Here is a 25658-nt window from a genome sequence, read left to right as displayed (position 1 = left end):
CGGTTCACTTGTGCGGCGCCAACGCTCCGCGCCACAGCATGCGCAAAATCTGCGCGAACACGGCTTCACGTGATGGCTGCGGCGCTCCGTCGTCGGCGGAATCCGCCTGTTGCGCGGCCGACGGCGGTAGCTGGTTCGCGAGCGCGAGCATCGTGAAGCCGTGCAGGCTCGTCCAGTACGCATAGCCGATCAGGCGCGGATCGCCTTCGAGAATACCCGCCTCGACGAGCCGCTCGAAGTGCGCTTCCAGCAGACGCCACGCGCGCTGCGACGCCGCGGCCAGTTCAGGGTAAGCGCCTTGCTGTTGCGGCGTCTGATCGAACATCAAACGGTAGGCGTGCGGTTCATCGAGCGCGAAGTCGACGTAGGCCCGGCCGACGGCGCTGTGATCGATGGCGGGGGCGTTCGCGGGGATGCCGCGCGCGGCCGCTTCGAGGCGCGCGGCGAAGCGGTTGAACGCGGCGGCGCGGACCATCGCCAGAATTTCTTCCTTGTCGCGGAAATAGCGATACGGTGTCATCGCACTGCAGCCGAGCTCCTTCGCCAGCTCGCGCATCGTCACGCCTTGCGCGCCGCGGGTCGCAAATGCGTTTTCCGCGACGCGTCGCATGGCTTCGCGAAACTGCTGGATGTCGTCGGCGGAGAGCGTCTTGGGCATGCGCGAGGGCGGGGAAGTCCGTCGCGTGAATTTACTGTGTAAATGAGATGCGCACAACAAAGGGCCGCGAAGGCGGCCCGCTGTCAGGGGAATTGAACGATACGAGACCGGTAGTCGCGAGCGAAGCGCGCGGCGCATCCGCCAAGGCGGCGCGGATACGCCGCCAACGGCTCTCGGATCGAACGACAGGGAATCTCAGGAAAAACGTTTGATGGCCCGCAATGCGGTGTCGCCGGTTTCGGTCACGCGCCATTCTTCGTTGCCCGATGCGAGGCGCTCGAGTTGCACCAGTTGGCGTTCGAGCAACGCATCGAGTTCTTCTCGGCCCATTTCGACCTGGTTGGGGGCGTCCTTGACGAGCAACAACGTGGCGAATTCATGCGGACTCAGCATCGTTCTCTCCATGTCAGCAAATTGCGGACAACCTTGCAGTCGACCGGCAGGCCGGGGCGGGGTCCGCTAAAGGATCAGGGCGGGGGGTACGGCTTACACGACAGATTCATACAACCGACGCCGTGCGAAACTCGCAACGCACGTTGGGGAACTGGAGTGTAGGCGAGCACCGATGAAACGCCAACCCGGTCCTCGTAAATTTTCCATTTGACAATTGGCCGCGCGATAGGCGGTCCGGTCCCGCGGCCAAATTCTTGATTTCACGCGAGGTTTCGCGTGCACCGCAGCATGGCGGAGATCGCCTGGAATTATCCGGCGATATAGATTTGACAATTCGCGGCGTTCAGCGCCTCGGCCATGTCGGCGGGCGGCGCGGCGTCGGTGAACAACGCGTCGATCTGCTCCAGATGTCCCTGGCGAACTAGCGCCGGGCGGCCAAACTTGGAGTGATCGGCGGCGAGGAACACGGTGCGTGCGTGCTCGATGATCGCCTCGGCGACACGCACTTCGCGCGTGTCGAAATCTCGCAGCGTACCGTCCGTTTCGATGCTCGACGTGCCGATGATCGCGAAATCGACTTTGAACTGCCGGATGAAGTCGATCGCCAGTTCACCGACGATGCCCTTATCCCACGGCCGCACGATGCCCCCCGTCACCAGTACTTCGCAATCCGGGTAGCCGCTCATCATGCTCGCGACGTTCAGATTGTTCGTGATCACGCGCAGTTCACGGTGGCGGTTCAGCGCGCGTGCCACTTCCTCGGTGGTCGTGCCGAGGTTGATGAAGAGCGATGCCTGATCGGGAATGTGAGTGGCGACTAGCGCCGCGATGCGTCTTTTCTCTTCATGAAACATGCGCTGGCGCGCGGTGTAGGAGACGTTCTCGGAACTGGTCGGCAGACTGGCGCCGCCGTGATAGCGGCGCAGCAGATTCATATCGGCGAGCCAGTTGACGTCGCGGCGGATCGTCTGCGGGGTGACGTCGAAGTGGCTCGCGAGGTCGTCCACAGTCACGAAGCCGTCGCGTTGCACCCACTCCAGCAATTCCTGTTGCCGGGCGTTGAGAGTCAGGCGGGGGTCTCGTGTCATGTGTCTCGGGTGGTGGCTGTCGTGTCGGCGTGCTCCGTCGCGATCATCAAGCGGCTGGCAGGAAGCCCGCCGTCGACGAGCGCGATTGCCGCTATTGTAAGACCATCGCGCCCCATGTCCGCCAACTGGCGCAATCCGCTGGAACTCGCCGGGAACGCTCCGGACCTGCTCGAACCTTCATTCAGGCGCAATACGCATTTATTCATTTGATAAATGAATTTGTTTTTTGGCGCGCTTCGCGATGCAATCCGGGGTTCCGCGATTTACCTGCTTTACAACCTTTCCCATGATGTCCGGCGACTTTTCGTGCCGGCCCGCGCTTTCGAGAGTGTTCGACATGACTGGCTTCAGCAACTGGCACAACCCTTATCCGACGCAACGTCTGCCCGTATTCGCACGCAATATCGTTTCGACCTCGCATCCGCTTGCGGCGCAGGCCGGGCTGCGCATGTTGTGGAAGGGCGGCAATGCCGTCGACGCGGCCATCGCGGCCGCCGCAGCGATCACAGTGGTCGAACCTGTGTCGTGCGGCCTGGGCGGCGACGCGTTCGCGCTCGTGTGGGACGGCAAGAAGCTGCATGGTCTGAACGCGTCGGGCGTGTCGCCGGCTGCGTGGAACGTCGATTACTTCAAGCGCAAATACGGCGAGGAAAACGGCTTCGCGAAACAGCCAAAGCGTGGCTGGGACGCCGTCACGGTGCCGGGCGTGATCGCTGGTTGGGAAGCGCTGCACCAGAAGTTCGGCAAGCTGCCGTTCGCCGACCTGATGGAGCCGGCCATCGAGATCGCCGAGCGCGGTCACGCGGTGGCGAGCATCGTCGCGTACAAATGGGCGGCCGCGGTGCCGGAACTGAAGGATCAGCCGGGCTTCGCGCAGACCTTCATGCCGCGCGGCCGCGCGCCCGAGGTCAGCGAACTCGTGCGCTTCCCCGGTCACGCGAAGACGCTGCGCCAGCTCGCCGAGCAGGGTCCGCGCGCGTACTACGAAGGCGAGATCGCCGAGCGGATCGCCGCGTTCGCACGCGAAGGCGGCGCCGCGCTGAGCGCCGACGATCTCCGCAACTACCGCGCGGACTGGGTCGAGCCGATCGGCAAGGACTATCGCGGCTACACCGTGCATGAGATTCCGCCGAACGGCCAGGGCATCGCGGCGCTGGTTGCGCTCGGCATCCTCGAGAAGTTCGACGTGAAGTCGCTGAAGGTCGACAGCGTCGAGTCGCAGCATCTGCAGATCGAAGCGATGAAGCTCGCGTTTGCCGACCTGTATCGCTATGTGGCCGATCCGCGGTCGATGGAAGTCACGCCCGAGCAGATGCTCGACGACGCGTACCTGAGCTCGCGCGCGAAGCTGATCGATCCGAAGCGGGCGACGCACTTCGACTTCGGCATGCCGAAGGCGGGCGGCACCATCTACATGTCGGCCGCGGACGAGAGCGGCATGATGGTCAGCTTCATCCAGTCGAACTACATGGGCTTCGGCTCGGGTGTGGTGGTGCCGGACAGCGGCATCGCGCTGCAGAACCGCGGCTGCGGCTTCTCGATGGATCCGAAGTCGCCGAACGTCGTCGAGGGCGGCAGGCGGCCGTTCCACACGATCATCCCGGCGTTCCTCACGCAGCAGGTGAACGGTCAGCAGGAAGCGGTGATGAGCTTCGGCGTGATGGGCGGCGACATGCAGCCGCAAGGCCATCTGCAAACGGTGGTGCGCATGCTCGACTACGGTCAGCAACCGCAGGCCGCGTGCGACGCGCCGCGCTGGAAGGTCAACCGCGACTTCACGGTCGATATCGAGTCGACGCTCGATCCGAAGACCACCGAGGGCCTGCAGAAGCTCGGCCACACGATCAAGTCGGTCGACGATCCGTACATGGACTTCGGCTCCGGCCAGTTCATCTGGAAACTCGATCGCAACGAGCCGGAGCGCGGCTACGTGGCGGCCAGCGACAGCCGCCGCGACGGTCTCGCCGCCGGCTTCTAGGCCACAACGAGGCAATGCCCGGGGCCGAGGTCCGCACCGGGACTCAGGTCCGACACCCGGGTAACACGTAACGAACGCGCGGCATGCCGTATGCCGCGCTATTGCGCGCCCGCCAGCCCACTCGCTGACCCAGGCGGTGCCGCACCTACCACAGCTATCACGCAGCAGACAGGCAGGAGACCATCATGAACACCCCCGCGTCGCACTCGACGACTGCTTCCCCCCACGCCGCGCCGCTTTCGAAAGCGATGGTGCGGCGGATCGTTTTCTCGTCGTCGATCGGTAACGCGCTCGAGTGGTTCGACTTCCTGGTCTACGGCTACTTCGCGACGATCATCGCGAAACAGTTCTTCCCGATGCAGGACGAGTGGCTGTCGACCCTGCTCGCGATCGCCACTTTCGGCCTCTCGTTCCTGATGCGCCCGCTCGGCGCGATCGTGCTCGGCGTGTACGGCGACCGCAAGGGCCGCAAGGCGGCGCTCACGCTCGCGATCGCGCTGATGATGGTCGGTACTTTCACGATGGCCGTGATGCCGCCGTTTTCGACGATCGGTCTCGCGGCGCCGCTGCTGGTGCTGCTGGCGCGGCTCGTGCAGGGCTTCGCGGTCGGCGGCGAGTTCGGCAGCGCGACCGCGTTCATGGTCGAGCACAGCGCGACTCGGCGCGGCTACTACGCGAGCTGGCAGTTCGCGAGCCAGGGTCTCGCGGCGATCACCGCGGCGGCCTTCGGTTCGCTGCTGACCGCGTGGCTGCCGGCCGAGCATCTGAACAGCTGGGGCTGGCGTGTGCCGTTCGTGTTCGGTCTGCTGGTCGGGCCGGTCGGCTACTACATCCGCTCGCATCTCGACGAGACGCCCGAATTCCTCGCATTGCGAGAAGAACGCGCGGCTCGCGAGGCGGCTGGCGAGCACAAGGTCGTCAGCGGAACGAAGGACGCGTCGTTCTCGAATCAGTGGGTCAACCTGCTGCTCGCGATCGGCATGGTTGCGCAGTCGACGGTCGGCGTGTACGTGCTGCAGCTCTACATGCCGCTTTACGCGGTCAAGCAGCTGCACATGGCGGCGGCCGCGTCGTTTGGCGTGGTCGTGCTGAACGGCGGCATGCAGTTCATCTTCTCGCCGATCATGGGCGCGCTGTCCGATCGCATCGGCCGAATTCGCATCATGCTGAGCACGTCGATCCTGATGGGCCTGCTGATCTATCCGATGTTCGCATGGCTGCAGACACATCCGACGATTGGCTGGCTGCTCGTGCTGCAAGGCGTCGCCGGTATTTTCAAGGCCTCGTACTCGGGGCCGATGCCCGCGCTGATGTCGGAGATCTTCCCGACCCAGGTGCGCTCGACTGGCCTTTCAATCGGTTACAGCATCGGCGTGACGATCTTCGGCGGCTTCGCGCCGACCATCGTCGAAACCTTCATTCATTTGACCGGCGACAAACTCGCGCCAAGTTATTACGTCCTGCTTGCGGCGGTGCTCTCGGGTGTATCGCTGATCATCGTCGCGCTGCGCATGCGTCGCGTGCGTCCCATCCCGGGCGACGTCCAACCTGCCTGAGGAGGAGGGGGCCCGCCCAGGGGGGCCGTCTATGGGGCCCGCCCAGGGCGCCCGCCCGTGTCCCCAACCCCGCCGGGTCTGATGTCTGTCCGAAAAGCCAGCCTTTTGGGCTGGCTTTTTTTGCCTTGCGCACATCGTTTTAACACGTTGGAAGATTTCGACTATCTTGAAATCGGAACTGCGTCGATGCGGCATGGTCTGTGCTGTGTGATCTGCATGGTCGGATATCTCCAGCTAACATGCAGAGTACAAGGGCCAATTCTAATTCACGGCGTTGTATCCGACACGCAGAAACATCACTGCGAGCGCGGTGGCAGTTGCGAAGAACTCCACGGGTCGGTACAGCATGGGAGCAAGACACGATGCACACAGAGCTGAACCATGTCATGCCCTGGCGGATCGAAGACATCGATCTGACGCGCATTGACCGTCAGAAGGCCGCGGCCAACGAGGACCTGCTGCTGTTGTTGTGCGCGGCTTCGTTCATCGAAAGCGGCACCGATCTCTACACCAGCAATCTGAGCACGTTTTTCAACGACGACCCCGAGGTCTCGGCCTGGCTCAACCACGAGTGGGAGCCCGAGGAAATGCAGCACGGCCGGGCGCTGAAGACCTATATCGCGTATGTATGGCCCGAGTTCGACTGGGACACCGCATTCCGCAATTTCATGGGCGAGTATTCGCTTACGTGCTCGATCGAGGATTTCGAAAAGACCCGTGCGCTGGAGATGGTCGCGCGTTGCGTAGTCGAAACGGGTACCGCGACGCTGTATCGCGCGATCAACGAGTGCTCGGACGAAGCGGTCCTCAAGCAGATCACCGACAACATCCGCACCGACGAAGTCCGTCATTACAAGCACTTTTTCAGGTACTTCAAGAAGTACAACCGGATCGAGGGCAACGGTCGGCTCGCGGTGCTCGGCGCGTTGATGCGTCGCGTGATGGAAATCAAGAACGAAGATTCGGAGATCGCGTTGCGGCACGTGTTCGCGATTCGCTATCCGGAGCGCGTGCACGACTCCGCGTATAACCGCGAGCGCGCGGCGCGCATCAACAAGCTGGTGCGCCGTAATCTGTCCGCCGACATGTGCGTGAAGATGCTGCTCAAGCCGCTCGATCTGCCGGCGCGCATTCAGCCGGGCGTGCATTATCCGCTCGCGAAGATCACGCAGCACGTATTCTTTCGCTGAGCCATCGATCGTTGCGCGAGGCATCGGCTGAATGCAGCTGCAACACCCTGACGAAGCGAACCGGAGCCCGCTCATGCGGGCTTTGGTTTTTTCGAGGCATGATGGAGCTTTACCGACTACTTCGACTGGATCGATGGCATGAGCGCTTCCTCCTCCGCATCTACGTCCGCGCGTCCGCTCGAACAGATCGTGTTCGACGAATGGCCGGCCAACGTGCGCGCGTTGTTCGACGGTTCGTCGCTTGCGGACAAGCTGGGCTTCACCGCGTCGCTACTGACCGTCGATGCGAACGGCCACGTGCGCACATCTCTGCTGAGCGTCGGCGAACTCTATGCGCCCGACTCGCGCACGCTGTGCATCGCGCTATGGCCGCAGGCGCGCGCGACGCGCGCGATCGCGCAAAGCGGGCGCGCGGCGCTGAGCTTCGTCTGCGATGCGGCGTTCTATCAGGTGCAGTTGCGTGTCGCGCCGCTGCCCGGTGTTGCTGGCGACGACAGCGGCCTCGTCTATCTGCTCGGCTCGATCGACACAGCGGAAGCGCAAAGCGTCCGTTATGCGCGCCTCACGGGCGGCATCACGTTCGAATTGCAAGGAGAGGGGAGTGAGGTGCTCGAGCGATGGGAACTGCAGGTCGAGCATTTGAAGCAGGCTGCCGCCGCGAGCAGCCGTTAGTCTTCGAGCAGGGAAGCGCTAACGGCTGATGCGCGGGCAGCCTTCAGGCCGCGCGACGCTTAACGGCCACGGTCGCCGTTGCGCGACGGTTGCGCACCACGCGGCGCATCGTTGCGCTTCGCGCCGCCGCCGAGCAACGCGCCCGGATTGCCGTTTTGCGAACGATTGCCCTGCGGCTTGCGCGGCGCATGATGCGCGGGAGCGCCATCATGCGCGGCGGTACGCGGCCGATCGTCGTGACGCTGCGTATCGCGACGCGGCTGATTGCCATTGCCGGCCGGCTTCGCACCTTGTGGCCGCGGCGTGGGCTGAGCGTTCGACGCACGCTGGCCCGAACGCTGACCCGTGCCTTGTCCCGAACGCTGACCGGAGCCTTGAGCCGGCTTGGCCGGTGCGCCACCACCAGCACCGCCGTCACGACGCCCCGCACCTTGTCCCTGGCGCGGCGAGCGCCCGCCGCCGCCCTGCCCGCGTCGCAGGATCGGCTCCGGCTTCGCGGTCGGGTCCGGCTCGAAACCGGCGATCACTTCCTGCGGGACCGGACGCTTGATCAGCTTCTCGATGTCCTTCAGCAACTGCAGTTCATCGACGCACACGAGGGACACCGCCTCGCCGGTCGCACCCGCGCGACCCGTGCGGCCGATACGATGCACGTAGTCTTCCGGCACGTTCGGCAGATCGAAGTTGACCACGTGCGGCAACTGATCGATATCGATGCCGCGTGCGGCGATGTCGGTCGCCACCAGCACCTGCAGCGTACCGTCCTTGAACTCGGCGAGCGCGCGCGTGCGTGCCGACTGGCTCTTGTTGCCGTGAATCGCGAGTGCGCTGATGTCGTCCTTCGTCAGCTGCTCGGCGAGGCGATTCGCGCCGTGCTTGGTGCGCGTGAACACGAGCACCTGGAACCAGCTGTGCTGACGGATCAGATGCGTGAGCAACTCGCGCTTGCGGTCGCGATCGACCGGGTGAATCTTCTGCGCGACCGTTTCGGCCGTCGTGTTGCGGCGCGCGACTTCGATCAGCGCCGGCGAGTCCAGCAGGCCATCGGCGAGTGTCTTGATCTCGTCGGAGAAGGTCGCCGAGAACAGCAGGTTCTGGCGCTTCGGCGGCAGCTTCGCGAGCACGCGCTTGATGTCGTGGATGAAGCCCATGTCGAGCATGCGGTCCGCTTCGTCGAGCACGAGGATCTCGAGATGCGACAGGTCGATGGTCTTCTGCTGCATGTGATCGAGCAGACGGCCCGGCGTCGCGACGACGATATCGATGCCGCGCCTGAGCGCATCGATCTGCGGATTGATGCCGACGCCGCCGAACATCACGGTCGACTTCAGCTTCAGATATTTGCCGTAGGCGCGCACACTTTCTTCGACCTGCGCGGCGAGTTCGCGAGTCGGCGTGAGGATCAGCGCGCGCACCACGCGCTTGCCGCCGGCGGCCGGCGGCATCGAATTCAGGCGCTGCAGGATCGGCAGCGTGAAGCCGGCGGTCTTGCCGGTGCCGGTTTGCGCGCCGGCGAGCAGATCGCCGCCGTTGAGCACGGCCGGGATCGCCTGAGTCTGGATCGGAGTCGGGCTGGTGTAGCCGAGTTCATTGACAGCGCGGACCAGCGGTTCGGACAAGCCGAGGGAATCAAAAGACATAAAAGCTCTTTGCAATGCAGTGTCGCGAACGGCCCCGCTGGGCCCAAAGGACCCCAACGCGGAAAAACCAGCGCGGCATCGACACGCCCGCATGGCGTGTTCGAGGCCGAGGCCCGGTTCCGTTCACGGAGAAATCGGCGGCACGCTCACAGATGTGCCGAATGTTTCAACGCGCTATGCAGACACGTCGACTGGCCTTAAGTTGCAATTCGTCGCCGTGGAATGTCACGCGACATAGCGCGCGACACTGACGAATTGACACAGACTGCCCGCCAGTACGAACAGGTGCCAGATACCATGTCCGTGGCGGATGCGCTCGTCGTTGATGAAGAAATAGATGCCGACGCTATAGATGACGCCGCCGGCCACGAGCCACGCGGTCCCCGCGGCCGGCAACGCCTGCACCAGCGGGTGGACGGCTACGAGCGCGAGCCATCCCATCAACACATACAGCACCATCGACACGCTGCGGGTGCGTCGCCCGAGCGTGAGTTCCTGCACGATGCCGAGGGCAGCGAGCCCCCAGCTCACGCCGAATAACGACCAGCCCCACGGTCCACGCAACGTAACGAGCGTGAACGGCGTGTAGCTGCCGGCGATCAGCAGGTAGATCGCCGAATGATCGCATTTCTGCAGAATCGCCTTCAGACGCGGATGGCTGACGCTGTGATACAGCGTCGAGATCGCATACAGCACGAACAGCATCGCACCATATACGGCGAAGCTGACGACCTTGTACGCGTCGCCGGCGAGCGCGCCCATCGTGACGAGCGCCGCCAGCCCCACCACCGACAGCACGGCGCCGACGAGATGGGTGATGCTGTTCAAACGCTCACCGAAGGGCACAACTCTTTCCTCCTGCACGGTCCCGCGAGGGCGACCACCAACACAAACAGGCCCACATGATACCGGTCCTGAAAAAACGAAGGGCGCGGCCGCGAATTTCGCAGGCCGCGCCCGGGGTGCGTCGAACCCTGCTTAGTCGAGCGGCGCCGAACGCAGATTGGCCACCTGCTGTGGCGACACGGCCGTGCCGTGGTTGCCCCAGGACATACGGATGTACGTCACGACCGCTGCCACTTCCTGATTCGACAGAGCTTGCGCGAAGGGCGGCATGCCATACGGATGCGGGTTCCCTTCCGTGCTCGGCGGATAACCACCGTTCAGCACCATGCGGATCGGGTTGACCGCGGACGGCATCTGGATCGACTGGTTGTTCGCGAGCGGCGGGAATGCCGGCGGCCGGCCGAGACCGTTTTCCTCGTGGCACTTCGCGCAATTGTCAGCGTAGATCTTCTGACCTTGCTTCAGCAGTTCGCCGCCGAATCTTTCCGAGGTTTCGAGCTGCAGCGGTTCCGGTGCTTCGCTCTTCTGCGGAATCGTCTTCAGGTACGTCGCCATCGCGTTGATGTCTTCGGCCGACAGATACTGCAGGCTGTTGTGAACTACTTCGGCCATCGGACCGAACACCGCGCCGCGGCTCGACACGCCGGTCTTCAGCAGATCGGCGATGTCCTTGAGGTCCCAGTCGCCGAGGCCGGCTTCCCTGTTCGACGTCAGCGATGGCGCATACCAGTTCTGTAGCGGAATCAGACCGCCAGCGAACGCCGCCGAGCTGACCGGGGCGCCCATCGCGTTGATCGACGTATGGCACATGCCGCAGTGGCCGAGGCCCTCGACCAGATACGCGCCGCGGTTCCATTCGACCGACTTGGTCGGATCCGGCTTGAACTCGCCTTCACGGAAGAACAGCGTGCGCCAGCCGATCAGCATGTTGCGCTGGTTGAACGGGAATTTCAGTTCGTGCGGACGGCTCGGCACGTTGACCGGCGTGACCGAGCGCAGATATGCGTAGATCGCGTCGGAGTCCGCGCGCGTGACCTTGGTGTAGCTCGTGAACGGGAAGCCCGGATAGAGCAGGCTGCCATCTTTCGAGCGGCCGGTGTGCATCGCGCGATAGAAGTCGTCCTGGGTCCACTTGCCGATGCCGTACTGGTCGTCCGGCGTGATGTTCGGCGTGAACATCGTGCCGAACGGCGTGGCCATCGGCAGGCCGCCCGCGAACGGCAGGCCGCCGCGCACCGTGTGGCAGGCGATACAGTCGCCGGCGCGGGCGAGGTACTCGCCCTTCTTGATCAGGTCGGCCTGGTCCGCGGGCGTTGCCGCCACGGCTGCGCCGCTGCTATGCAGATTGTCGCCGCCCGACCACAGGACGGGAACGAGTGCGGCGGCCGCGACCACGACGACTGCCGAGAGGGCGAACAAAGACTTGCGTTTCATTTGAATGTCTCTCCCGGCGCCTTATTGCGGTTCGCTGCCGCAGGCAAGCGGAGTCTTCAAGGAGCGGGCCGGAGCCGGCACGGGGTTTTGCGGAGCCTGCTGCGTGGAAAGCCAGGCCGCGACGGCGTTCACGTCTTCGTCGGACAGGCGTGTGGCGATCGTGTGCATGCAGTCCGGCGCGATCGCGTGACGCGTGCCCGAGCGCCATGAACCGAGCTGCGCGCTGATGTAGTCGGCGTGCAGACCGACGAGACCCGGAATCGCCGGTTCCATACCGGTCAGTGCCTTGCCGTGGCAGGCCGCGCAAGCGGGCACCTGCTTCGATGCATCACCGTGCAGCACGATCTGCTCACCGCGCGCGAGCGTGGCGGCCGAGACCGTCGGCTTGGCCGGCGTCGGATACGGCGGGCGCTGCTGCGAGAAGAACGTGGCGATCTGATGCAGGTAGTCGTCGGAGAGATACGTGACGAGGTAGTTCATCGGCGGGTACCTGCGGCGCCCTTCACGGAAGTTCTGCAACTGATTGAACAGATATTCCGCCGGCTTGCCGGCGAGGCGCGGGAAGTAGTCGTTGTCGGTACCTTGCCCATGCGAGCCATGGCAGGCCGTGCAGCCTTGCACGCGCGCTTCCATCGTGTCGGGGGCCTTCGGTTGAGTCTGCGCTTTCGCAGCGCTATAGACACCCGCGGTGCCGATCAACAGAAGGGCAAGCAACGGGCGGAAGAGGCGTCTTGAAGACACGCGTAACTCCATCAGAATCGGGGACCTGACCGAACTTCGGGCGGCTCGGTGTGAAGGACAGCCGTCGCTGCGGCGACGCAGCATTCTATCATCGAAGGGTAATGGTGACTATTTGCCGCATTAGAGACGGTTCCAGGTGTGACTGCCATGCGACAGTGTGTCGCGTTATGCCGGTTTCGGACTTTGGTTGCGTCACGGAACGTGGTCGACGTCTTTGCCTCAAAAATAATCACGGCGTCGCCGCCGCAAACGTGATGCCGTGTGACGCATTCGATCAAGCCACGTTGAACCGATCCCCGCGCGCACCATCGAAGCGTACACTTCCGGGCTCGCCGGCCGTCGTGCAGACGATGCGCCTCGCCGGCCCCGCTATGTCCCGTTCGTTCTCATCCGCTATCGGCCTTACATGAAGCTATTCGATTTCTCCTCGTCGACGCTGCGAGCGTTGATGTCCGGCACGGTGGCGCTGGCCATGTCGTCCACCGCGTTCGCGCATGCGCATCCGATCTCGAGCGTGCCGGCCGCGAACGCCGACGCCGTCGCGCCTACCGACCTGACGATCCATTTCACCGAGCCGCTCGAGCCCGCATTCAGCAAGATCACACTCGCCGATGCAAGCGGCAAGCCCGCGACGCCGGGCGCGTCGACGGTCGATAGCGCGGACGCCCGCGTGATGCACCTCGCGCTGCCTCAGTTGACGAGCGGCCGCTATGCGGTGCACTGGATCGCGGTGGCCACCGATGGCCATCGTACCCATGGCGACTTCGCGTTCAACGTCAAATGAACTTCGACGGACTGTGGATCGGGCAGGTCGCAATGGCCGCGCTCATGAACGTCTCGTTCGGCTTCGCCGTCGGCTCGGCGATACTCGGCGCATGGCTCGCGAGGGACGGGCTCCAGGGCACTTCACCGGCGCGTCCCGGCTGGATGCGCGCGCAACGCTCGATGCTCGCGGCCACCATCGTGCTGGTGCTCGCGGATCTCGGCTGGCTCCTGTATCAGGCGGCGTCGATGAGCGGTGTCGCGTTGTCCGCGGCGTTCGGCGTGGTGCCGACGGTGCTGACGCAAACGCATGTCGGCTATGGCTGGAGCGTCGCGTTCGGCGGCGCGCTGGTGCTGCTCGGCACTGCGCTGAGCCATGGCACGGGCATGCTGCGCAATACGCTGCTGTGGCTCGCGGTGCTCGCGATCGCGGCGGGTAAGGCGTCGCTCGGTCATGCGGCCGATGCCGGCGTGGTGTCGGCCGCGATCGGCATGCAGACGCTGCACGTGCTCGCAACGAGCGTATGGGGCGGACTCGCGATGGCCTCCGGCCTGGCGGTGCTGCCGGCGCTCGGGGCATCCACCGCGCGGGGCATGCTGATCCGCACGGCGACCCAGGTGTCGAACGTGTCGATCGTCGCGGTCGCGTTGGTGTTGCTGTCGGGCGTCTTCAATGCGGTGCGCGACTCGGGCAGTTCGTTCGAAGCGATTCAGGCGAGCACGTGGGGTCATGTGCTGACGTTGAAGCTCGTGCTGGTCGCGCTCGCGCTGGTGCTCGGCGCGCTGAACCGCACATCGGCGCTGCCACGCCTGCGTCGCACCGCATCGACGATGGATGCGCACACCTTCGTCAACGTGATGTATCTGGAAGCGCTCGTGATGATCGGCGTGTTCGTCGTCGCGGCCGCGTTGTCACACACCGTGCCGGCGTTCGCTGCGCTCGGTTGAACGCGCGGCGCGGCATAGGCGATTGACCAATCGGCGATCGATGCGCGACGGCCGCGCGCGTCCATCGTGCGTCAGTTCTACGACAGCACCCGCGCATAAGCGCCGCATAAAAAAGCGCCGCACTACGAAGCCCGCTTACTCGAAGCCGAGGCGATGACCGAGAATCGGCGTGCAGAACAACGCGATCGCGCAGCCCGCGGCCTTGCCTTCGAGTTCGGCGCCGGCCGCGTGCGGGCCGACCATCTGCGTGAGCAGATCGAAGACCTGCGGCAGACAGTACAGCACCGCCGCGGCGACAAAGCATTTCCCGACTACCGAGATGTTCCATCCGCGCTCGTACGCGAGCATCGCGCCAATGATGCGCAGCACGCCAAACGCAACCAGCGCGCCGACCGCCGCCTGTTCGCGGATCAGATAGTCAGGAAGGAATTCGCCCATGGTGCTCCTCGCTGCATGCGTTGTTGGCATGCATTTCAGCAAGGAGCAGGCCATACGTATGTCCGATACCGAACAAACGTCGCGAAAACCAGGCGGGATAAGGCTCGGCGGGGAGTGATGCAGGTCGGTGCGGCAGCGCTCGAACGCCGGTTCGAGCCGCCTGGTCCGGGATGTTACGTTACTGCGACGGCCCGCGCGTCACGTGGCCCGCCGGCGGCGTTCCGCCTGCTTCGCTCAGGTGTTCAGATCACCATTCGGCGACGCTGCCGTCCGCGTGACGCCACACCGGATTGCGCCAGCGGTGACCGACCTTCGCCATCTCGCGCACCTTCTCTTCGTTGACCTCGATGCCGAGTCCCGGGCCCTGCGGAATCGACACGAAGCCGTCTTCGTACTTGAAGACTTCCGGATTCCTGATGTAGTCGAGCAGGTCGTTGCCCTGGTTGTAGTGGATGCCGAGGCTCTGTTCCTGGATGAACGCGTTGTAGCTGACCGCGTCGATCTGCAGACAGGTTGCGAGCGCGATCGGGCCGAGCGGGCAATGCAGCGCGAGCGCGACGTCGTAGGCTTCCGCCATCGCGGCGATCTTGCGGCACTCGGTGATGCCGCCCGCGTGCGACGCGTCCGGCTGGATGATGTCGACGTAGCCGCCCGACAGGATGTGCTTGAAGTCCCAGCGCGAATAGAGACGCTCGCCGAGCGCGATCGGCGTGTTGGTCTGATTGACGATGTCGCGCAGCGCCTCGGCGTTTTCCGACAGCACCGGCTCTTCGATGAACAGCAGCTTGTACGGGTCGAGTTCCTTGGCGAGCACCTTCGCCATCGGCTTATGCACGCGGCCGTGGAAGTCCACGCCGATTCCGATGTTCGGCCCGACCGCCTCGCGCACCGCCGCGATGTTGTTGATCACGCCTTGCACCTTGTCGAAGGTGTCGATGATCTGCAACTCTTCCGAGCCGTTCATCTTGACGGCCTTGAAGCCGCGCTCGACCACCGCGCGTGCGTTGTTCGCGACATCGCTCGGACGGTCGCCGCCGATCCACGAGTACACCTTGATTTTGTCGCGCACCTGGCCGCCGAGCAGCGCATGCACCGGTACGCCGTGATGCTTGCCCTTGATGTCCCACAGCGCCTGATCGACGCCGGCGATCGCGCTCATCGTGATCGGGCCGCCGCGATAGAAGCCCGCGCGGTACATCACCTGCCAGTGATCCTCGATCAACAGCGGGTCCTTGCCGATCAGATAATCGGACAGTTCCTCGACGGCCGCGGCGACCGTGTGCGCGCGGCCTTCCACCACCGGCTCGCCCCAACCGACGATGCCCTCGTCGGTCTCGATCTTGAGGAAGCACCAGCGCGGCGGGACGATGAAGGTTTCGAGCTTGGTGATTTTCATGATGTGTGTCTCCGGTGTCGATCGAAGTTGGCGCTTTGGCGCTTACTCCGAACCCATGCAAAGCAGGTCTGCGGGCATGCAAAATTTCGAGGAATTCCATGCTACAACAAAACTGCACTAAAATACTATTAATAGTATTATTTGTCACATAGTGGTGAGATCTGGCCGACTTACCGCGCGCGTTGCGCGACGGGAGCATCAACCGCGAGGAGAAAACCATTCCGCACGATCTGCACGGGCGAGTCGCCCAACTGCTGGCGACCGCGATTCTGCGCGGCGACTATGCGCCGGAGTCGATCCTGCCTCGTGAAGCCGAGTTAATGGAGATGTTCGGCGTGAGCCGCACGGTGCTGCGCGAGGCGCTGCGCACGTTGACGTCGAAAGGGCTGATCGAATCGCGGCCGCGCGTGGGTACGCGCGTGCGGGTCAAGTCCGCGTGGAATCTGCTCGATGCCGATCTGCTCGACTGGTATTCACGCGTCGCCGAGCCGATGGCGTTCGCGCTCAAGCTGCAGGAAATGCGCGAGATGGTCGAGCCTTATGCCGCCGGCCTCGCGGCCGCCGCGCACACCGACGACACGTTGGGTGCGCTTGCGGCCGCGCATACCGCGATGGTGGCGGCGCGCAACGTCGACGAATGGGTGCGCGCGGATCTGCAGTTCCACCTGTGCGTGCTCACCGCGTGCAGCAACGAGCTGCTGATCCCGCTTGGCGCGCTGATCGAGCGCACGCTCGAGGCACAATTGCGGCTCAATGCGAAACGCGCCGATGTGTTCAACGCGTCGCTCGCCGAGCACACGGCGGTGTTCGACGCGATTCGCGCGCGCGATGCCGCCGCGGCGTACGCGGCGATGGCGTCATTGCTCGGCGTGACGCGCGGGCGAATCGAAGGCTAAGACGGACGTCGGCGCATTCGGTCTCAATCCATCGCCGCATGCGCGATCGACGCATCCGGTGCCTTGTGCGACGGCCGGATCAGCACCAACAGCGGGATGACCAGCAGCGTCGCCACGAACATCAGCTTGAAGTCGTTCAGATACGCGACCATCGCCGCCTGCTGCGTGATCGACGCGTTCAGCGCCGCGATGTCATAGTTCGAGCCGCTGTTGAGCATCGACTGGAGCGCCGGATTGAACGCGGTGACGTTCGCAGCGAGGTCCGCGTGCGAGATCTGCGTGTTGCGCGTCATCAGCGTCTGCACGACCGAAATGCCGATACTGCTGCCGATGTTGCGCATCAGGCTATAAGTCGCGGTGCCGTCCGCGCGCAGCTCCGGCGACAGCGTCGAGAACGTCAGCGTGGACAGCGGCACGAACACGAGGCCGAGTCCGAAGCCCTGGATCACGCCGGGCCACACGATGTCCGATGCCGATAGCACGATCGTGTACTGCATCATCTGCCACAGCGCGAACGCCGATATCAGGAAACCGCAGAGCAGCAACAGCCGCGCGTCGACGCGCTTGAGCAGCCGGCCGGCGATCAGCATCGCGACCATCGTGCCGGCGCCGCTAGGTGCGGTGACGAGGCCCGTGGTCGCGACCGGATAGCCCATCAGGTTTTGCAGCATCGGCGGCAGCAGCGCACGCGTCGCGTACATCACCGCGCCGATCACGAAGATGAACAACGTGCCGGTCGCGAAGTTCGGGTCTTTCAGCAACTTGTACTTGAAAAACGAGCGCTCGCCGATCGTGGCCGTGTGCACGAGAAAGAACGCGAAGCTGATTGCCGCGACGAGCGCCTCGATCACGATCTCGGTCGACGAAAACCAGTCGAGCTGCTCGCCGCGATCGAGCATCGCCTGCAATGCGCCGATCGCGAGGCCGAGCGTGAGGAAGCCGAACGCGTCGAACTTCACGTCGTGTTTCGGCTCGCGCGTCGGCAGGAAGCTCGCGACGCCGAACAGCGCGATCGCGCCGATCGGAACGTTGATGAAGAACACCCAGCGCCAGTTGTAGCTATCGGTGAGCCAGCCGCCGAGCGTCGGGCCGAGAATCGGCCCGACCATCACGCCCATGCCCCACACGGCCATCGCCTGGCCTTGCTTTTCGCGCGGGTTGATGTCGAGCAGGATCGACTGCGACAGCGGCACCAGCGACGCGCCGAAGATCCCTTGCAACAGACGCGACACGACGATCTGCGGCAGCGTCTCGGAGAGCCCGCATAGCGCGGACGACACCGTGAAGCCGCCGATCGCGATCAGCAGCAGCCGCTTGACGCTGAGGCGATCCGCCAGCCAGCCGGTGAGCGGCGTGGCGATCGCGGCGGCGACGATATAGGAGGTCAGCACCCACGTGATCTCGTCCTGCGACGCGGACAGCGTGCCTTGCATATGCGGCAGCGCCACGTTGGCGATCGTGCTGTCGAGCGTCTGGATGAGCGTCGCAAGCATGATCGAGATCGTGATCATCGGCCGGTTGAGCAGCTCAGTGGCGCTCGCCGACGTGGAGGCGGAAGACATGAATGGTGGGGAGGCTCGATATGGTAAGCATGCTTAGTATATCGTCAATACGGATTGGCGCTATCGGGAGTTGTGCTGAGGATAGAACGCATACGCAGTCCGCGCTGTACGCCGAAGTGCTTCCGTATAATCGGCGCATGAAAACCCAATTCGAAGAGCGCTTCGGCTTTCTGATCTACGACGTCGGCCGGCTGGCGGGCAAGCGGTTCGACGATCTCGCGAGGTCGTCGGTCGATCTGACGCGCGCGCAGTGTCGCGTGCTGGCCTATCTCGGCCACTACGGCGACATCAATCAGGCCCGGCTGGCGGATCTGCTCGAAGTCGCGCCGATCTCGGCGGGCCGGCTGCTCGACCGGATGGAGGAGGGCGGCTGGATCGAGCGGACCGCGAATCCGCAGGATCGCCGCGAGCGCCAGGTGCGCATGACGCCGAAGGCTGAGCGCACGCTCGGCAAGGCGCGCAAGGTCGGCGACGAGGTCGCGCTCGAAGCGCTCAATGGTTTCAGCGATGAAGAAGCGGCGCGGTTGATCGCGCTGCTGCAGCGGGTGCGCGGCAATCTGAGCCGGCTCGTGGATCGCTGAAGCGTCGCGGTGTTGGCGCGACGCCGAAGTCTTTCGCGCGAGCCGGGGTTACGTTGAGCTCGCGCTTCAAATCACGTTATCTGGATTCCGACGCCGGCGTGGCGCCGCTCGGCGGTACCAGCTCGTAACAGCCCGGCGCCACCGACGTTTTTGCTTTTGCATCCGGTTGCTGCGGATCGATGCATTTGAACGCGCTCTGATCGCGCTGCACGAAGATCGTGTCGGCGGGACCGTTGTTGACCACGGCGACGATCTTGTAGCCGTCCTGCAGCAGCGTCGCGAGCATGGTGGAACTGGCGCGCCATTGACTGTCGGCGGTGCTCGGCGTTTGAGCTTGTGCGATGAGGGCGGCGGTCGTGCCGGCGAGCGTGAGCGCAGCGGTGGTTGCGGCGAGCGCGACGGTGCGGAGCGTCATCAAGGAACCTCTCGTAGTTGCGACGGAATTGCGGAAGGAAGCCTGTCGGGTCCTGCATCGTAGGGGCGCATTAGAACCCCTAAGAGAGAACTTGCCAGGCTTGCTCGTGACGCTATTCTCTCAAGAGAGGGAGGTGCCGACCAAACCCGCGGCGCTTCACTGCCCATTCCCTGCGACGCCGCTGCTCATCGTTCGTTCCATCAGAAGCTCGCGCAACGCTCGCTGGCAAGCCATGCTCGCCATCCGCCAAACTCCGAGATATCGGTTCCCGACTGCACGCCATACGGCTCGCAGAGGAAACCGGTAACCCACGAACCGTCGACGAGTTCGACCTTCCCCAGAACCAGCGGAGACGGAACGGTCGAAATAAACGAGCCGAACTCCGCGGTGGGCATTTCCCACACTTCGACAGCAATTTTTGCGCCGCCATCGGTGACGCGCCACAGGCCTGGACGCCTCGTGCCGTCCGCTGACGCAGACAGCGCCGACAACCGGTATTGCGCGGCAGTCTGAGTGGCCTGCAAGAGCCGCGCGCGTCGGGCAAGCAGATCGCGGTTGAGGGGCAAACCTTGCATGTGTGCGCCGCAGACCGCGATCCGCATGCGATCGTGGCTCGCCGCGCATCGTTCGCCGCGCGGCTCCGGCCCGACGGTTAGACCTCCGACGCAGTGCGCGCCGCTCTTTCGTTGCAGCAGGTCGGCCACAGCCAACAGATACTGGTCGGTGAACGCGCGGCCAAAGACGGTCACGCCCCAGGGCAAACCATTTTTCATGAAACCGGTCGGCGTAGCGACGGCAGCATAGTCCAGCAGATTCATGAAGTTCGTGTAATAGCCGAGCAAGGAGTTCGGACCAATGGGGTCGCGCTCCAACTCGTCGAGCGTCACGGCACGCGGATACGTCGGCGTCAGAACGAAATCGAGTGGATCGATCGACGCATCGCAGACGGCCTTCAATTCCTGCAAGCGGTACTGCGCGCGAAACAGTTCGACCGCGCTCGCGCCGGGTGCCTTCGCCAACACATCGCGAATGACGGGCAAAACCGCAGCGGGTTTCTCCGTCATCAACTCGCCCGCCACGCTGTAACGCTCGGCCACCCACGGCCCCTGATAGAGCAGATTGGCGGCTTCGACAAACGGCGTGAAGTCGATTTCGACAGCTTCACCACCTGCTTCTTCGAGCAACGCGCGCACCTTCGCGAACAGCCCGGGGCTCTCGGAACAGCCGGCGAATTCCAGTTGCGCCGGCACGCCGAACTTGAACGCCGTGGGCTTGCCAAACGCGCGTGCCGTATTCCATTGCGGATTCGCGCGGCTGTATGCATCGCGAGGATCGGGGTGCGCGCTCAACGCAAGCAACTCGCTCGCTTCTTCCGCCGTCGCCGTGAAGAACGTCACGCAATCGAGCGTGCGGCACGCGGGCACCACACCCGCGGTGGACAGTAGGCCTTTAGTTGGCTTGAGACCGACGAGATTGTTCAGCGCGGCAGGCACGCGACCGGAACCGGCCGTGTCGGTCCCGAGCGCGAAACTGGCGACGCCGAGCGCGACCGCGAGTGACGACCCCGCGCTCGAGCCGCCCGACGGATAGTCGGGATGCACGCTATTGCGACACTTGCCATACGGCGACCGGGTGCCGTTCAGACCGGTCGCAAACTGGTCGAGATTGGCTTTGCCGAGCGGCACCGCGCCGAGCGCGATCAATTGCGCAACGACGCTCGCCGATCGCGACGGCGTGTACGCGAACGCGGGGCACCCGACGGTCGTCTGAATGCCGGCGAGATCGATGTTGTCCTTGATCACGAACGGAACGCCATAGAGCGGCAGGCTTTCAACGTCCTGCGTGTCGAGCCAGTCGAGGTAGGGTGCGACTTCATCTTCGGTCAGAAGATGGATGAACAGATTGAACGATGGATTGAGCATCGCAGCTTTTTCGAGCAGTTCAGCGACGAGCCTGCGCGGTGTGAGCGTTCCATCAAGGTATGCGGAGCGAAGTGTCGGGAGGCGAAGATCGAATGACGAGAATGAAGACATGGTTTGCGTCCAGATAATTAGTGACGTTCGACGACAGCGACGCGTTGCCCCGCGCGCACGGGCGAACCCGGCGCCACGTAGATCTCGCCGACCGTTCCGGCGCACGGCGCACACACCGGGATTTCCATCTTCATCGACTCGATGATGAGCAGCACGTCGCCCGCGTCGACCGCGTCGCCGGTTTTCACCTTGACTTGCCAGAGGCTGCCGGCGATCTCGCTGTCCACGGCGACTTCGCCGTCGTGAAGCGGAGCTAACTGAGTGTCTTCGGTGACCGGCGTCTCGAACGTGACTTCCGAGGTGCCCGCTTCACGCCACCGCTCGCGTTCGGCCTGGAAGGCCGCCTGCTGCCTTGAACGGAACTGCTCGATGCTGGCGGATTCGCTAGCGAGAAACGCCTGATAGTCCGGCAACGAAAGCTCGGACTCTTCAATCCGCAACGGAAAACGCCCAAGCGGAAAGTCCGCGCGGATGCGCAACAGTTCGTCGGCCGATACTTCGTAGAAACGAATCTGGTCGAAGAAGCGCAGCAAATAATGCTGTCCGGCGAAATCCGCGACTTCGCGGTAGCGATTCCACATCTGCAACGTGCGGCCGACGAATTGATAGCCGCCAGGCCCTTCCATGCCATACACGCACAGATAAGCGCCGCCGATGCCGACCGAGTTCTCCGCGGTCCACGTACGGGCCGGGTTGTATTTTGTCGTGACCAGCCGGTGACGAGGGTCGAGCGGTGTCGCGACGGGTGCGCCGAGGTACACGTCGCCGAGGCCCATCACCAGATAGCTCGCATCGAAGACGATTTGCCTGACCGCGTCGATGGAGTCGAGGTCATTGATGCGGCGAATGAATTCGAGGTTGCTCGGGCACCACGGCGCGTTCTTGCGCACGGTGGTCATATATTTTTCGATCGCGAGCTGGCATGCGGGGTCGTCCCATGACAGCGGCAGATGAACGACCCGCGACGGCACGCGCAGATCCTTGTGCAACAAGACCTCGTCCCACGCCCGCGCGACGATGTCGAGCAACCTGGCGAGCGGCAGATCCTCGGGCCGGTAGTGGATCTGCAGCGAACGGATGCCTGGCGTGAGATCGATGACGCCAGTCAGATGCTGCGCTTCGAGGGACTGCATCAGCGCATGTCCGCGAAACCGTGCCACGAGGTCGAGTTCCGCTGGACCGATTTCGAGCAGCAGATGTGTGTCGCCGGATACACGTGCGACGAGTCTGTCGCGGTCCGCCCCGGTATCGAGCACGATCGGCGACGTCAGCGATGCTCTTCTTTCGCTCGGCGCACTCGGTGCAATCTCGAGGCTCTCCAGTTCCCGACGACGCTCACGCGCAGCCTCACGCGCTTCTTCGACTTCGACGGGCGCGAAGCGGATCTTGTCGCCTGCTTTCAACTGGCCGATCTGCCAGAGGTCCGCCTCGATGATCGTCACCGGACAGACGAAGCCGCCGAGACTCGGGCCGTCGGGTCCGAGAATCACGGGCATGTCGCCGGTGAAGTCGACGGCGCCGACCGCGTACGGATTATCGTGAATGTTCGACGGATGCAGTCCAGCCTCGCCGCCGTCCTCGCGCGCCCACTCGGGTTTCGGTCCGATCAGGCGCACGCCGGTACGGCTGGAGTTGAAGTGAACCTCCCACTCGGTGTCGAGCAACTGCGCGATATAGCGGGCGCTGAAGTATTCGGGTGCGCCGTGCGGGCCATAGATCACGCGAAGGGTGCGCACGCCGTCGAGCGTCGGCGCGTCGACGAGCGCCGCGCCGGCCTGCGCATCGTCGAGCGGATAAAGATGCAGCACGTCGCCCGCGCGGATCGCGCGGCCGCCATGTCCGCCGAACTGGCCGAGCGTAAAGGTGCTGCGGCTGCCGAGATACAGTGCGACGTCGAAGCCGCCGCGCACGCACAGATAAGCGCGCGCGCCCGCGCCGCGTATCGTGCCGAGCGCCAGCGTCGAACCCGCCGGCACATGGAGGCTCGTGTTCAGCGGCTGAGCGACATCGTCGAGCAGCACCGGAATCTGCGCGCCGGTGATGGCGACCACGGCATCTGCGTTGAAGCGCAGCGTTGGCCCGCTCATCGTGACTTCAAGAGCGGCGGCGTCGGCCGCATTGCCGAGCAGGCGATTGCCGAGCCGCATCGCCCGGTCATCCATCGGCCCCGACGGCGGGATGCCGACTGCCCAGTAGCCCAGCCGGCCGGGATAGTCCTGCACCGTCGTCTGCGTGCCGCCGCTGACGACTTCGACCGTGCTGGCCCGATACCTGAGCCCTTCGAGACATCGAGTCCACGGTTCGCCCGACGCGAACGGCCGGTCGCGCAGAATCTGGCGCAGATAGTCGCGATTGGTCTCGACGCCGTAGAGGCGGGTGTTGCGCAGCGCATCGTCGAGCGCATTGCGCGCTTCATCGCGAGTCGGCGACCACGCGATCACTTTCGCGAGCATCGGGTCGAAGTACGGCGGCACTTCGCAACCGGCCTCGATCCATGTATCGATGCGCAATGCGCGCCCGTCAGCGTGCGGGAACGCGACATCGGTCAAGAGGCCCGGACTCGGTTTGAAATCACGCCCCGGATCTTCCGCGTAGAGTCGTGCCTGGATCGCGTGCCCTCGCGGCGTTAGACTCGCCGCCAGGTGCTTCAGCGGCGCGAGCGTGCCGGCCGCCAGTTCGATCATCCAACGCACGAGGTCGACGCCCCACACCTGTTCGGTGACGCCGTGCTCGACCTGCAGACGCGTATTGACTTCGAGGAAGTAGAACTGTTCGGCGGCGCTGTCGTACACGAATTCGACGGTGCCGGCGGAGCGATAGTCGACGGCTTTCGCGAGCTTGACCGCTGCCTCGCAGAGCGCGGCCTGAATGCCGTCCGGCAGGCAAGGGGCGGGCGTTTCCTCGAGCACTTTCTGATTGCGCCGCTGCACCGAGCAGTCACGCACGCCAAGCGCGAGCGCGTCGCCTTTGCCATCGCCGAATACCTGCACTTCCAGATGCCGCGCCCGTTCGATGTACTTCTCCAGAAATACGCCGGCATCGCTGAAATTGTTTTCGCCGAGGCGCTTCACGGCATCGAAATGGGCGCCGAGTTCGTCGGCGTTCCAGCACACCCGCATGCCGATGCCGCCGCCGCCCGCGGTGCTCTTCAGCATCACCGGATAGCCGATGCCCTGTGCCGCCGCGAGCGCCGCCGGCAAGTCCGCGAGCAGCCCGGTGCCTTTGAGCATCGGGACCCCTTCGTTGGCCGCGATTTCGCGGGCCGTGTGCTTGAGGCCGAACGCGCGAAGCTGCGCGGGTGTCGGTCCGATGAACGCGATGCCGGCCGCTTCGCAGGCTTCGCCGAACGCCGCGTTCTCCGATAAGAAGCCGTAGCCGGGATGGATCGCCTGCACGCCTTCGCGACGCGCAATCGCGAGGATTTTGTCCACGTCGAGATAGGTCAGCGCGGCTGGACCGTCGCCTAGCGCATGCGCTGCGGGCGCTTCGCTGACGTGGCGGCTCGCTCTGTCGGCTTCCGCATAGATGGCGACGCCGGTCACGTCGAGTTCGCGCAACGTCCTGAGAATGCGGCACGCGATAGCGCCGCGATTGGCGATCAGAATCTTCTCGAACATGGAAGGTGTGTTGATTCGGAGGCGGGCCGTCCCGCCGTGGGAATGGCCGGCCGTGGTCGTCCACGGCCGAAGTCGCGTCAGCGATGCGTCTGGGTCAGTTCTTCGCGCGTACGGCTGAAGTACCGGCCCGAGCGAACCAGCATGAGGAGAAAAAGCCAGTGGCGGATGCGCTTCAATTCCATATCAGCAGCTCCGCGGGCGTCGGGTTGTAGGCGTTGCACGGATTGTTCAGTTGCGGGCAGTTGGAGATCAGCACGATGACATCCATCTCGGCGCGCAATTCGACGTACTTGCCCGGCGCGGAAATGCCGTCTTCGAAGGTGAGCCCACCTTCGGCCGTCACCGGCACGTTCATGAAGAAGTTGACGTTCGCGCCGATGTCCTGCTTCGACAGGCGGCCGTCATGAGCGCAGGCACGCAGGAAGTTGTCGCGGCAGCTGTGCATGTAGCGCTTCTCCAATGCGTAGCGCACCGTGTTGCTCTCCTGCGCACAGGCGCCGCCGAGCGTATCGTGGCGGCCGCACGTGTCGGCGACGATCGTCAGCATCGGATTGCCGAGGTTCGAGTACAGCACCGAGCCCGACGTCAGGTAGAGGCTTTTTTGCCGGCGCAACGTGCGTTGAGGGTCGAAGCGCTCGCGCGGATCGGCGAGGCTGTAGAACAGCGTGTCGACCGCCTGGTTGCCTTCGAGATCGACGATGCGCAGCGTTTGCCCGGCCTTCACCTCGTGAAGCCACGGCTCGCCGGCGGCGAGTGTCTCGCGATAGACCGCGGTTTCCGGACGTTTGTCGCTGACGATAAGCGTGCTGGTCAT

The 25658-nt window shown here is 64.2% G+C and carries 22 protein-coding genes; 8 read left to right on the top strand and 14 right to left on the bottom strand.

The window, feature by feature from the left end:
* Nucleotides 1–4: 4 nt before the first annotated feature.
* From OKW28_RS32595 to OKW28_RS32585, 3 genes are all read right to left on the bottom strand, one after another.
* A complete protein-coding gene (locus OKW28_RS32595) occupies nt 5–658 on the bottom strand; it encodes a TetR/AcrR family transcriptional regulator (protein ID WP_429451648.1) in 654 nt (217 codons plus the stop codon).
* Nucleotides 659–853: 195 nt separating this feature from the next.
* Nucleotides 854–1051, bottom strand: coding sequence for a hypothetical protein (locus OKW28_RS32590; protein ID WP_018421753.1), 198 nt, complete (start codon nt 1049–1051; stop codon nt 854–856).
* Between the two features lie 308 nt (nt 1052–1359).
* Entirely contained in the window at nt 1360–2139 is a 780-nt protein-coding gene (locus tag OKW28_RS32585; RefSeq protein WP_429451646.1) for a DeoR/GlpR family DNA-binding transcription regulator, read from the bottom strand.
* Nucleotides 2140–2476: 337 nt separating this feature from the next.
* Here OKW28_RS32585 and OKW28_RS32580 point away from each other — a divergent pair, with 337 nt between their 5' ends.
* The 4 genes from OKW28_RS32580 (at nt 2477) to OKW28_RS32565 (ending at nt 7535) form a co-directional block, all read left to right on the top strand.
* Nucleotides 2477–4117, top strand: coding sequence for a gamma-glutamyltransferase family protein (locus tag OKW28_RS32580; protein ID WP_429451644.1), 1641 nt, complete (start codon nt 2477–2479; stop codon nt 4115–4117).
* A gap of 185 nt (nt 4118–4302) precedes the next feature.
* Nucleotides 4303–5673, top strand: a complete 1371-nt coding sequence (locus tag OKW28_RS32575; RefSeq protein WP_429451642.1) for an MFS transporter — start codon at nt 4303–4305, stop codon at nt 5671–5673.
* Nucleotides 5674–6035: 362 nt separating this feature from the next.
* Nucleotides 6036–6863 carry a ferritin-like domain-containing protein gene (locus OKW28_RS32570; protein WP_184050847.1) on the top strand — a complete coding sequence of 276 codons (828 nt, stop codon included), beginning with the start codon at nt 6036–6038 and terminating at the stop codon, nt 6861–6863.
* A 138-nt stretch (nt 6864–7001) separates the two neighbouring features.
* A complete protein-coding gene (locus OKW28_RS32565; RefSeq protein ID WP_429451641.1) occupies nt 7002–7535 on the top strand; it encodes a hypothetical protein in 534 nt (177 codons plus the stop codon).
* A gap of 59 nt (nt 7536–7594) precedes the next feature.
* Here OKW28_RS32565 and OKW28_RS32560 read toward each other — a convergent pair whose 3' ends face one another.
* The 4 genes from OKW28_RS32560 to OKW28_RS32545 form a co-directional block, all read right to left on the bottom strand.
* Nucleotides 7595–9175, bottom strand: a complete 1581-nt coding sequence (locus OKW28_RS32560) for a DEAD/DEAH box helicase (protein ID WP_429451639.1) — start codon at nt 9173–9175, stop codon at nt 7595–7597.
* 225 nt (nt 9176–9400) lie between these two features.
* Complete coding sequence (gene trhA, locus OKW28_RS32555; RefSeq protein WP_035471054.1) at nt 9401–10021, bottom strand: PAQR family membrane homeostasis protein TrhA; 621 nt, start codon at nt 10019–10021, stop codon at nt 9401–9403.
* 132 nt (nt 10022–10153) lie between these two features.
* A complete protein-coding gene (locus OKW28_RS32550) occupies nt 10154–11455 on the bottom strand; it encodes a c-type cytochrome (protein ID WP_429451637.1) in 1302 nt (433 codons plus the stop codon).
* A gap of 21 nt (nt 11456–11476) precedes the next feature.
* Nucleotides 11477–12208 (bottom strand): c-type cytochrome, encoded by a 732-nt coding sequence (locus OKW28_RS32545; RefSeq protein WP_429356121.1) that lies wholly within the window; start codon nt 12206–12208, stop codon nt 11477–11479.
* Between the two features lie 394 nt (nt 12209–12602).
* Between OKW28_RS32545 and copC the strand changes: the two genes are divergently transcribed.
* Complete coding sequence (copC, locus tag OKW28_RS32540) at nt 12603–12980, top strand: copper homeostasis periplasmic binding protein CopC (RefSeq protein ID WP_429451636.1); 378 nt, start codon at nt 12603–12605, stop codon at nt 12978–12980.
* On the top strand, nt 12977–13906 hold the full coding sequence (locus OKW28_RS32535) for a CopD family protein (RefSeq protein WP_429451634.1): 930 nt from the start codon (nt 12977–12979) through the stop codon (nt 13904–13906). Before copC ends, OKW28_RS32535 begins: the two co-directional genes overlap by 4 nt.
* A 135-nt stretch (nt 13907–14041) precedes the next feature.
* Here OKW28_RS32535 and OKW28_RS32530 read toward each other — a convergent pair whose 3' ends face one another.
* Together OKW28_RS32530 and dgoD are read right to left on the bottom strand one after the other, a co-directional pair.
* Nucleotides 14042–14344, bottom strand: coding sequence for a hypothetical protein (locus OKW28_RS32530; RefSeq protein WP_429451632.1), 303 nt, complete (start codon nt 14342–14344; stop codon nt 14042–14044).
* Between the two features lie 247 nt (nt 14345–14591).
* Nucleotides 14592–15740 (bottom strand): galactonate dehydratase, encoded by a 1149-nt coding sequence (gene dgoD, locus OKW28_RS32525; RefSeq protein ID WP_429451630.1) that lies wholly within the window; start codon nt 15738–15740, stop codon nt 14592–14594.
* 182 nt (nt 15741–15922) lie between these two features.
* Between dgoD and OKW28_RS32520 the strand changes: the two genes are divergently transcribed.
* The gene (locus OKW28_RS32520) at nt 15923–16636 is read left to right on the top strand and encodes a FadR/GntR family transcriptional regulator (RefSeq protein WP_429451628.1); all 714 of its coding nucleotides are present in this window, start codon (nt 15923–15925) and stop codon (nt 16634–16636) included.
* 23 nt (nt 16637–16659) lie between these two features.
* On the opposite strand, the gene OKW28_RS32515 is transcribed toward OKW28_RS32520, so the two are convergent.
* On the bottom strand, nt 16660–18129 hold the full coding sequence (locus OKW28_RS32515) for a DHA2 family efflux MFS transporter permease subunit (protein WP_429454537.1): 1470 nt from the start codon (nt 18127–18129) through the stop codon (nt 16660–16662).
* A 206-nt stretch (nt 18130–18335) separates the two neighbouring features.
* Here OKW28_RS32515 and OKW28_RS32510 point away from each other — a divergent pair, with 206 nt between their 5' ends.
* Nucleotides 18336–18779, top strand: coding sequence for a MarR family winged helix-turn-helix transcriptional regulator (locus OKW28_RS32510; protein WP_090801762.1), 444 nt, complete (start codon nt 18336–18338; stop codon nt 18777–18779).
* Nucleotides 18780–18855: 76 nt separating this feature from the next.
* On the opposite strand, the gene OKW28_RS32505 is transcribed toward OKW28_RS32510, so the two are convergent.
* The 4 genes from OKW28_RS32505 to OKW28_RS32490 form a co-directional block, all read right to left on the bottom strand.
* A complete protein-coding gene (locus tag OKW28_RS32505; RefSeq protein WP_184066583.1) occupies nt 18856–19194 on the bottom strand; it encodes a hypothetical protein in 339 nt (112 codons plus the stop codon).
* 200 nt (nt 19195–19394) lie between these two features.
* Nucleotides 19395–21227 carry an allophanate hydrolase gene (gene atzF, locus OKW28_RS32500; RefSeq protein WP_429451627.1) on the bottom strand — a complete coding sequence of 611 codons (1833 nt, stop codon included), beginning with the start codon at nt 21225–21227 and terminating at the stop codon, nt 19395–19397.
* Nucleotides 21228–21244: 17 nt separating this feature from the next.
* Nucleotides 21245–24844 (bottom strand): urea carboxylase, encoded by a 3600-nt coding sequence (gene uca / locus OKW28_RS32495; protein WP_429451625.1) that lies wholly within the window; start codon nt 24842–24844, stop codon nt 21245–21247.
* A gap of 172 nt (nt 24845–25016) precedes the next feature.
* On the bottom strand, nt 25017–25658 hold the full coding sequence (locus OKW28_RS32490) for an urea amidolyase associated protein UAAP2 (RefSeq protein WP_429451623.1): 642 nt from the start codon (nt 25656–25658) through the stop codon (nt 25017–25019).

Source organism: Paraburkholderia sp. 40 (genome assembly GCF_050434105.1).
Lineage (GTDB): Bacteria > Pseudomonadota > Gammaproteobacteria > Burkholderiales > Burkholderiaceae > Paraburkholderia > Paraburkholderia tuberum.
Note: the sequence above shows the minus strand (reverse complement) of the source record. Positions and strands in the feature narration are given on the sequence as shown.

Coding starts and splice junctions, on each gene's coding strand:
- OKW28_RS32595 (WP_429451648.1), bottom strand. CDS start 658: ATGCCCAAGACGCTCTCCGCCGACGACATCCAGCAGTTTCGCGAAGCC.
- OKW28_RS32590 (WP_018421753.1), bottom strand. CDS start 1,051: ATGCTGAGTCCGCATGAATTCGCCACGTTGTTGCTCGTCAAGGACGCC.
- OKW28_RS32585 (WP_429451646.1), bottom strand. CDS start 2,139: ATGACACGAGACCCCCGCCTGACTCTCAACGCCCGGCAACAGGAATTG.
- OKW28_RS32580 (WP_429451644.1), top strand. CDS start 2,477: ATGACTGGCTTCAGCAACTGGCACAACCCTTATCCGACGCAACGTCTG.
- OKW28_RS32575 (WP_429451642.1), top strand. CDS start 4,303: ATGAACACCCCCGCGTCGCACTCGACGACTGCTTCCCCCCACGCCGCG.
- OKW28_RS32570 (WP_184050847.1), top strand. CDS start 6,036: ATGCACACAGAGCTGAACCATGTCATGCCCTGGCGGATCGAAGACATC.
- OKW28_RS32565 (WP_429451641.1), top strand. CDS start 7,002: ATGAGCGCTTCCTCCTCCGCATCTACGTCCGCGCGTCCGCTCGAACAG.
- OKW28_RS32560 (WP_429451639.1), bottom strand. CDS start 9,175: ATGTCTTTTGATTCCCTCGGCTTGTCCGAACCGCTGGTCCGCGCTGTC.
- OKW28_RS32550 (WP_429451637.1), bottom strand. CDS start 11,455: ATGAAACGCAAGTCTTTGTTCGCCCTCTCGGCAGTCGTCGTGGTCGCG.
- OKW28_RS32545 (WP_429356121.1), bottom strand. CDS start 12,208: ATGGAGTTACGCGTGTCTTCAAGACGCCTCTTCCGCCCGTTGCTTGCC.
- copC (WP_429451636.1), top strand. CDS start 12,603: ATGAAGCTATTCGATTTCTCCTCGTCGACGCTGCGAGCGTTGATGTCC.
- OKW28_RS32535 (WP_429451634.1), top strand. CDS start 12,977: ATGAACTTCGACGGACTGTGGATCGGGCAGGTCGCAATGGCCGCGCTC.
- OKW28_RS32530 (WP_429451632.1), bottom strand. CDS start 14,344: ATGGGCGAATTCCTTCCTGACTATCTGATCCGCGAACAGGCGGCGGTC.
- dgoD (WP_429451630.1), bottom strand. CDS start 15,740: ATGAAAATCACCAAGCTCGAAACCTTCATCGTCCCGCCGCGCTGGTGC.
- OKW28_RS32515 (WP_429454537.1), bottom strand. CDS start 18,129: ATGCTTGCGACGCTCATCCAGACGCTCGACAGCACGATCGCCAACGTG.
- OKW28_RS32510 (WP_090801762.1), top strand. CDS start 18,336: ATGAAAACCCAATTCGAAGAGCGCTTCGGCTTTCTGATCTACGACGTC.
- OKW28_RS32505 (WP_184066583.1), bottom strand. CDS start 19,194: ATGACGCTCCGCACCGTCGCGCTCGCCGCAACCACCGCTGCGCTCACG.
- atzF (WP_429451627.1), bottom strand. CDS start 21,227: ATGTCTTCATTCTCGTCATTCGATCTTCGCCTCCCGACACTTCGCTCC.
- uca (WP_429451625.1), bottom strand. CDS start 24,844: ATGTTCGAGAAGATTCTGATCGCCAATCGCGGCGCTATCGCGTGCCGC.
- OKW28_RS32490 (WP_429451623.1), bottom strand. CDS start 25,658: ATGACCAGCACGCTTATCGTCAGCGACAAACGTCCGGAAACCGCGGTC.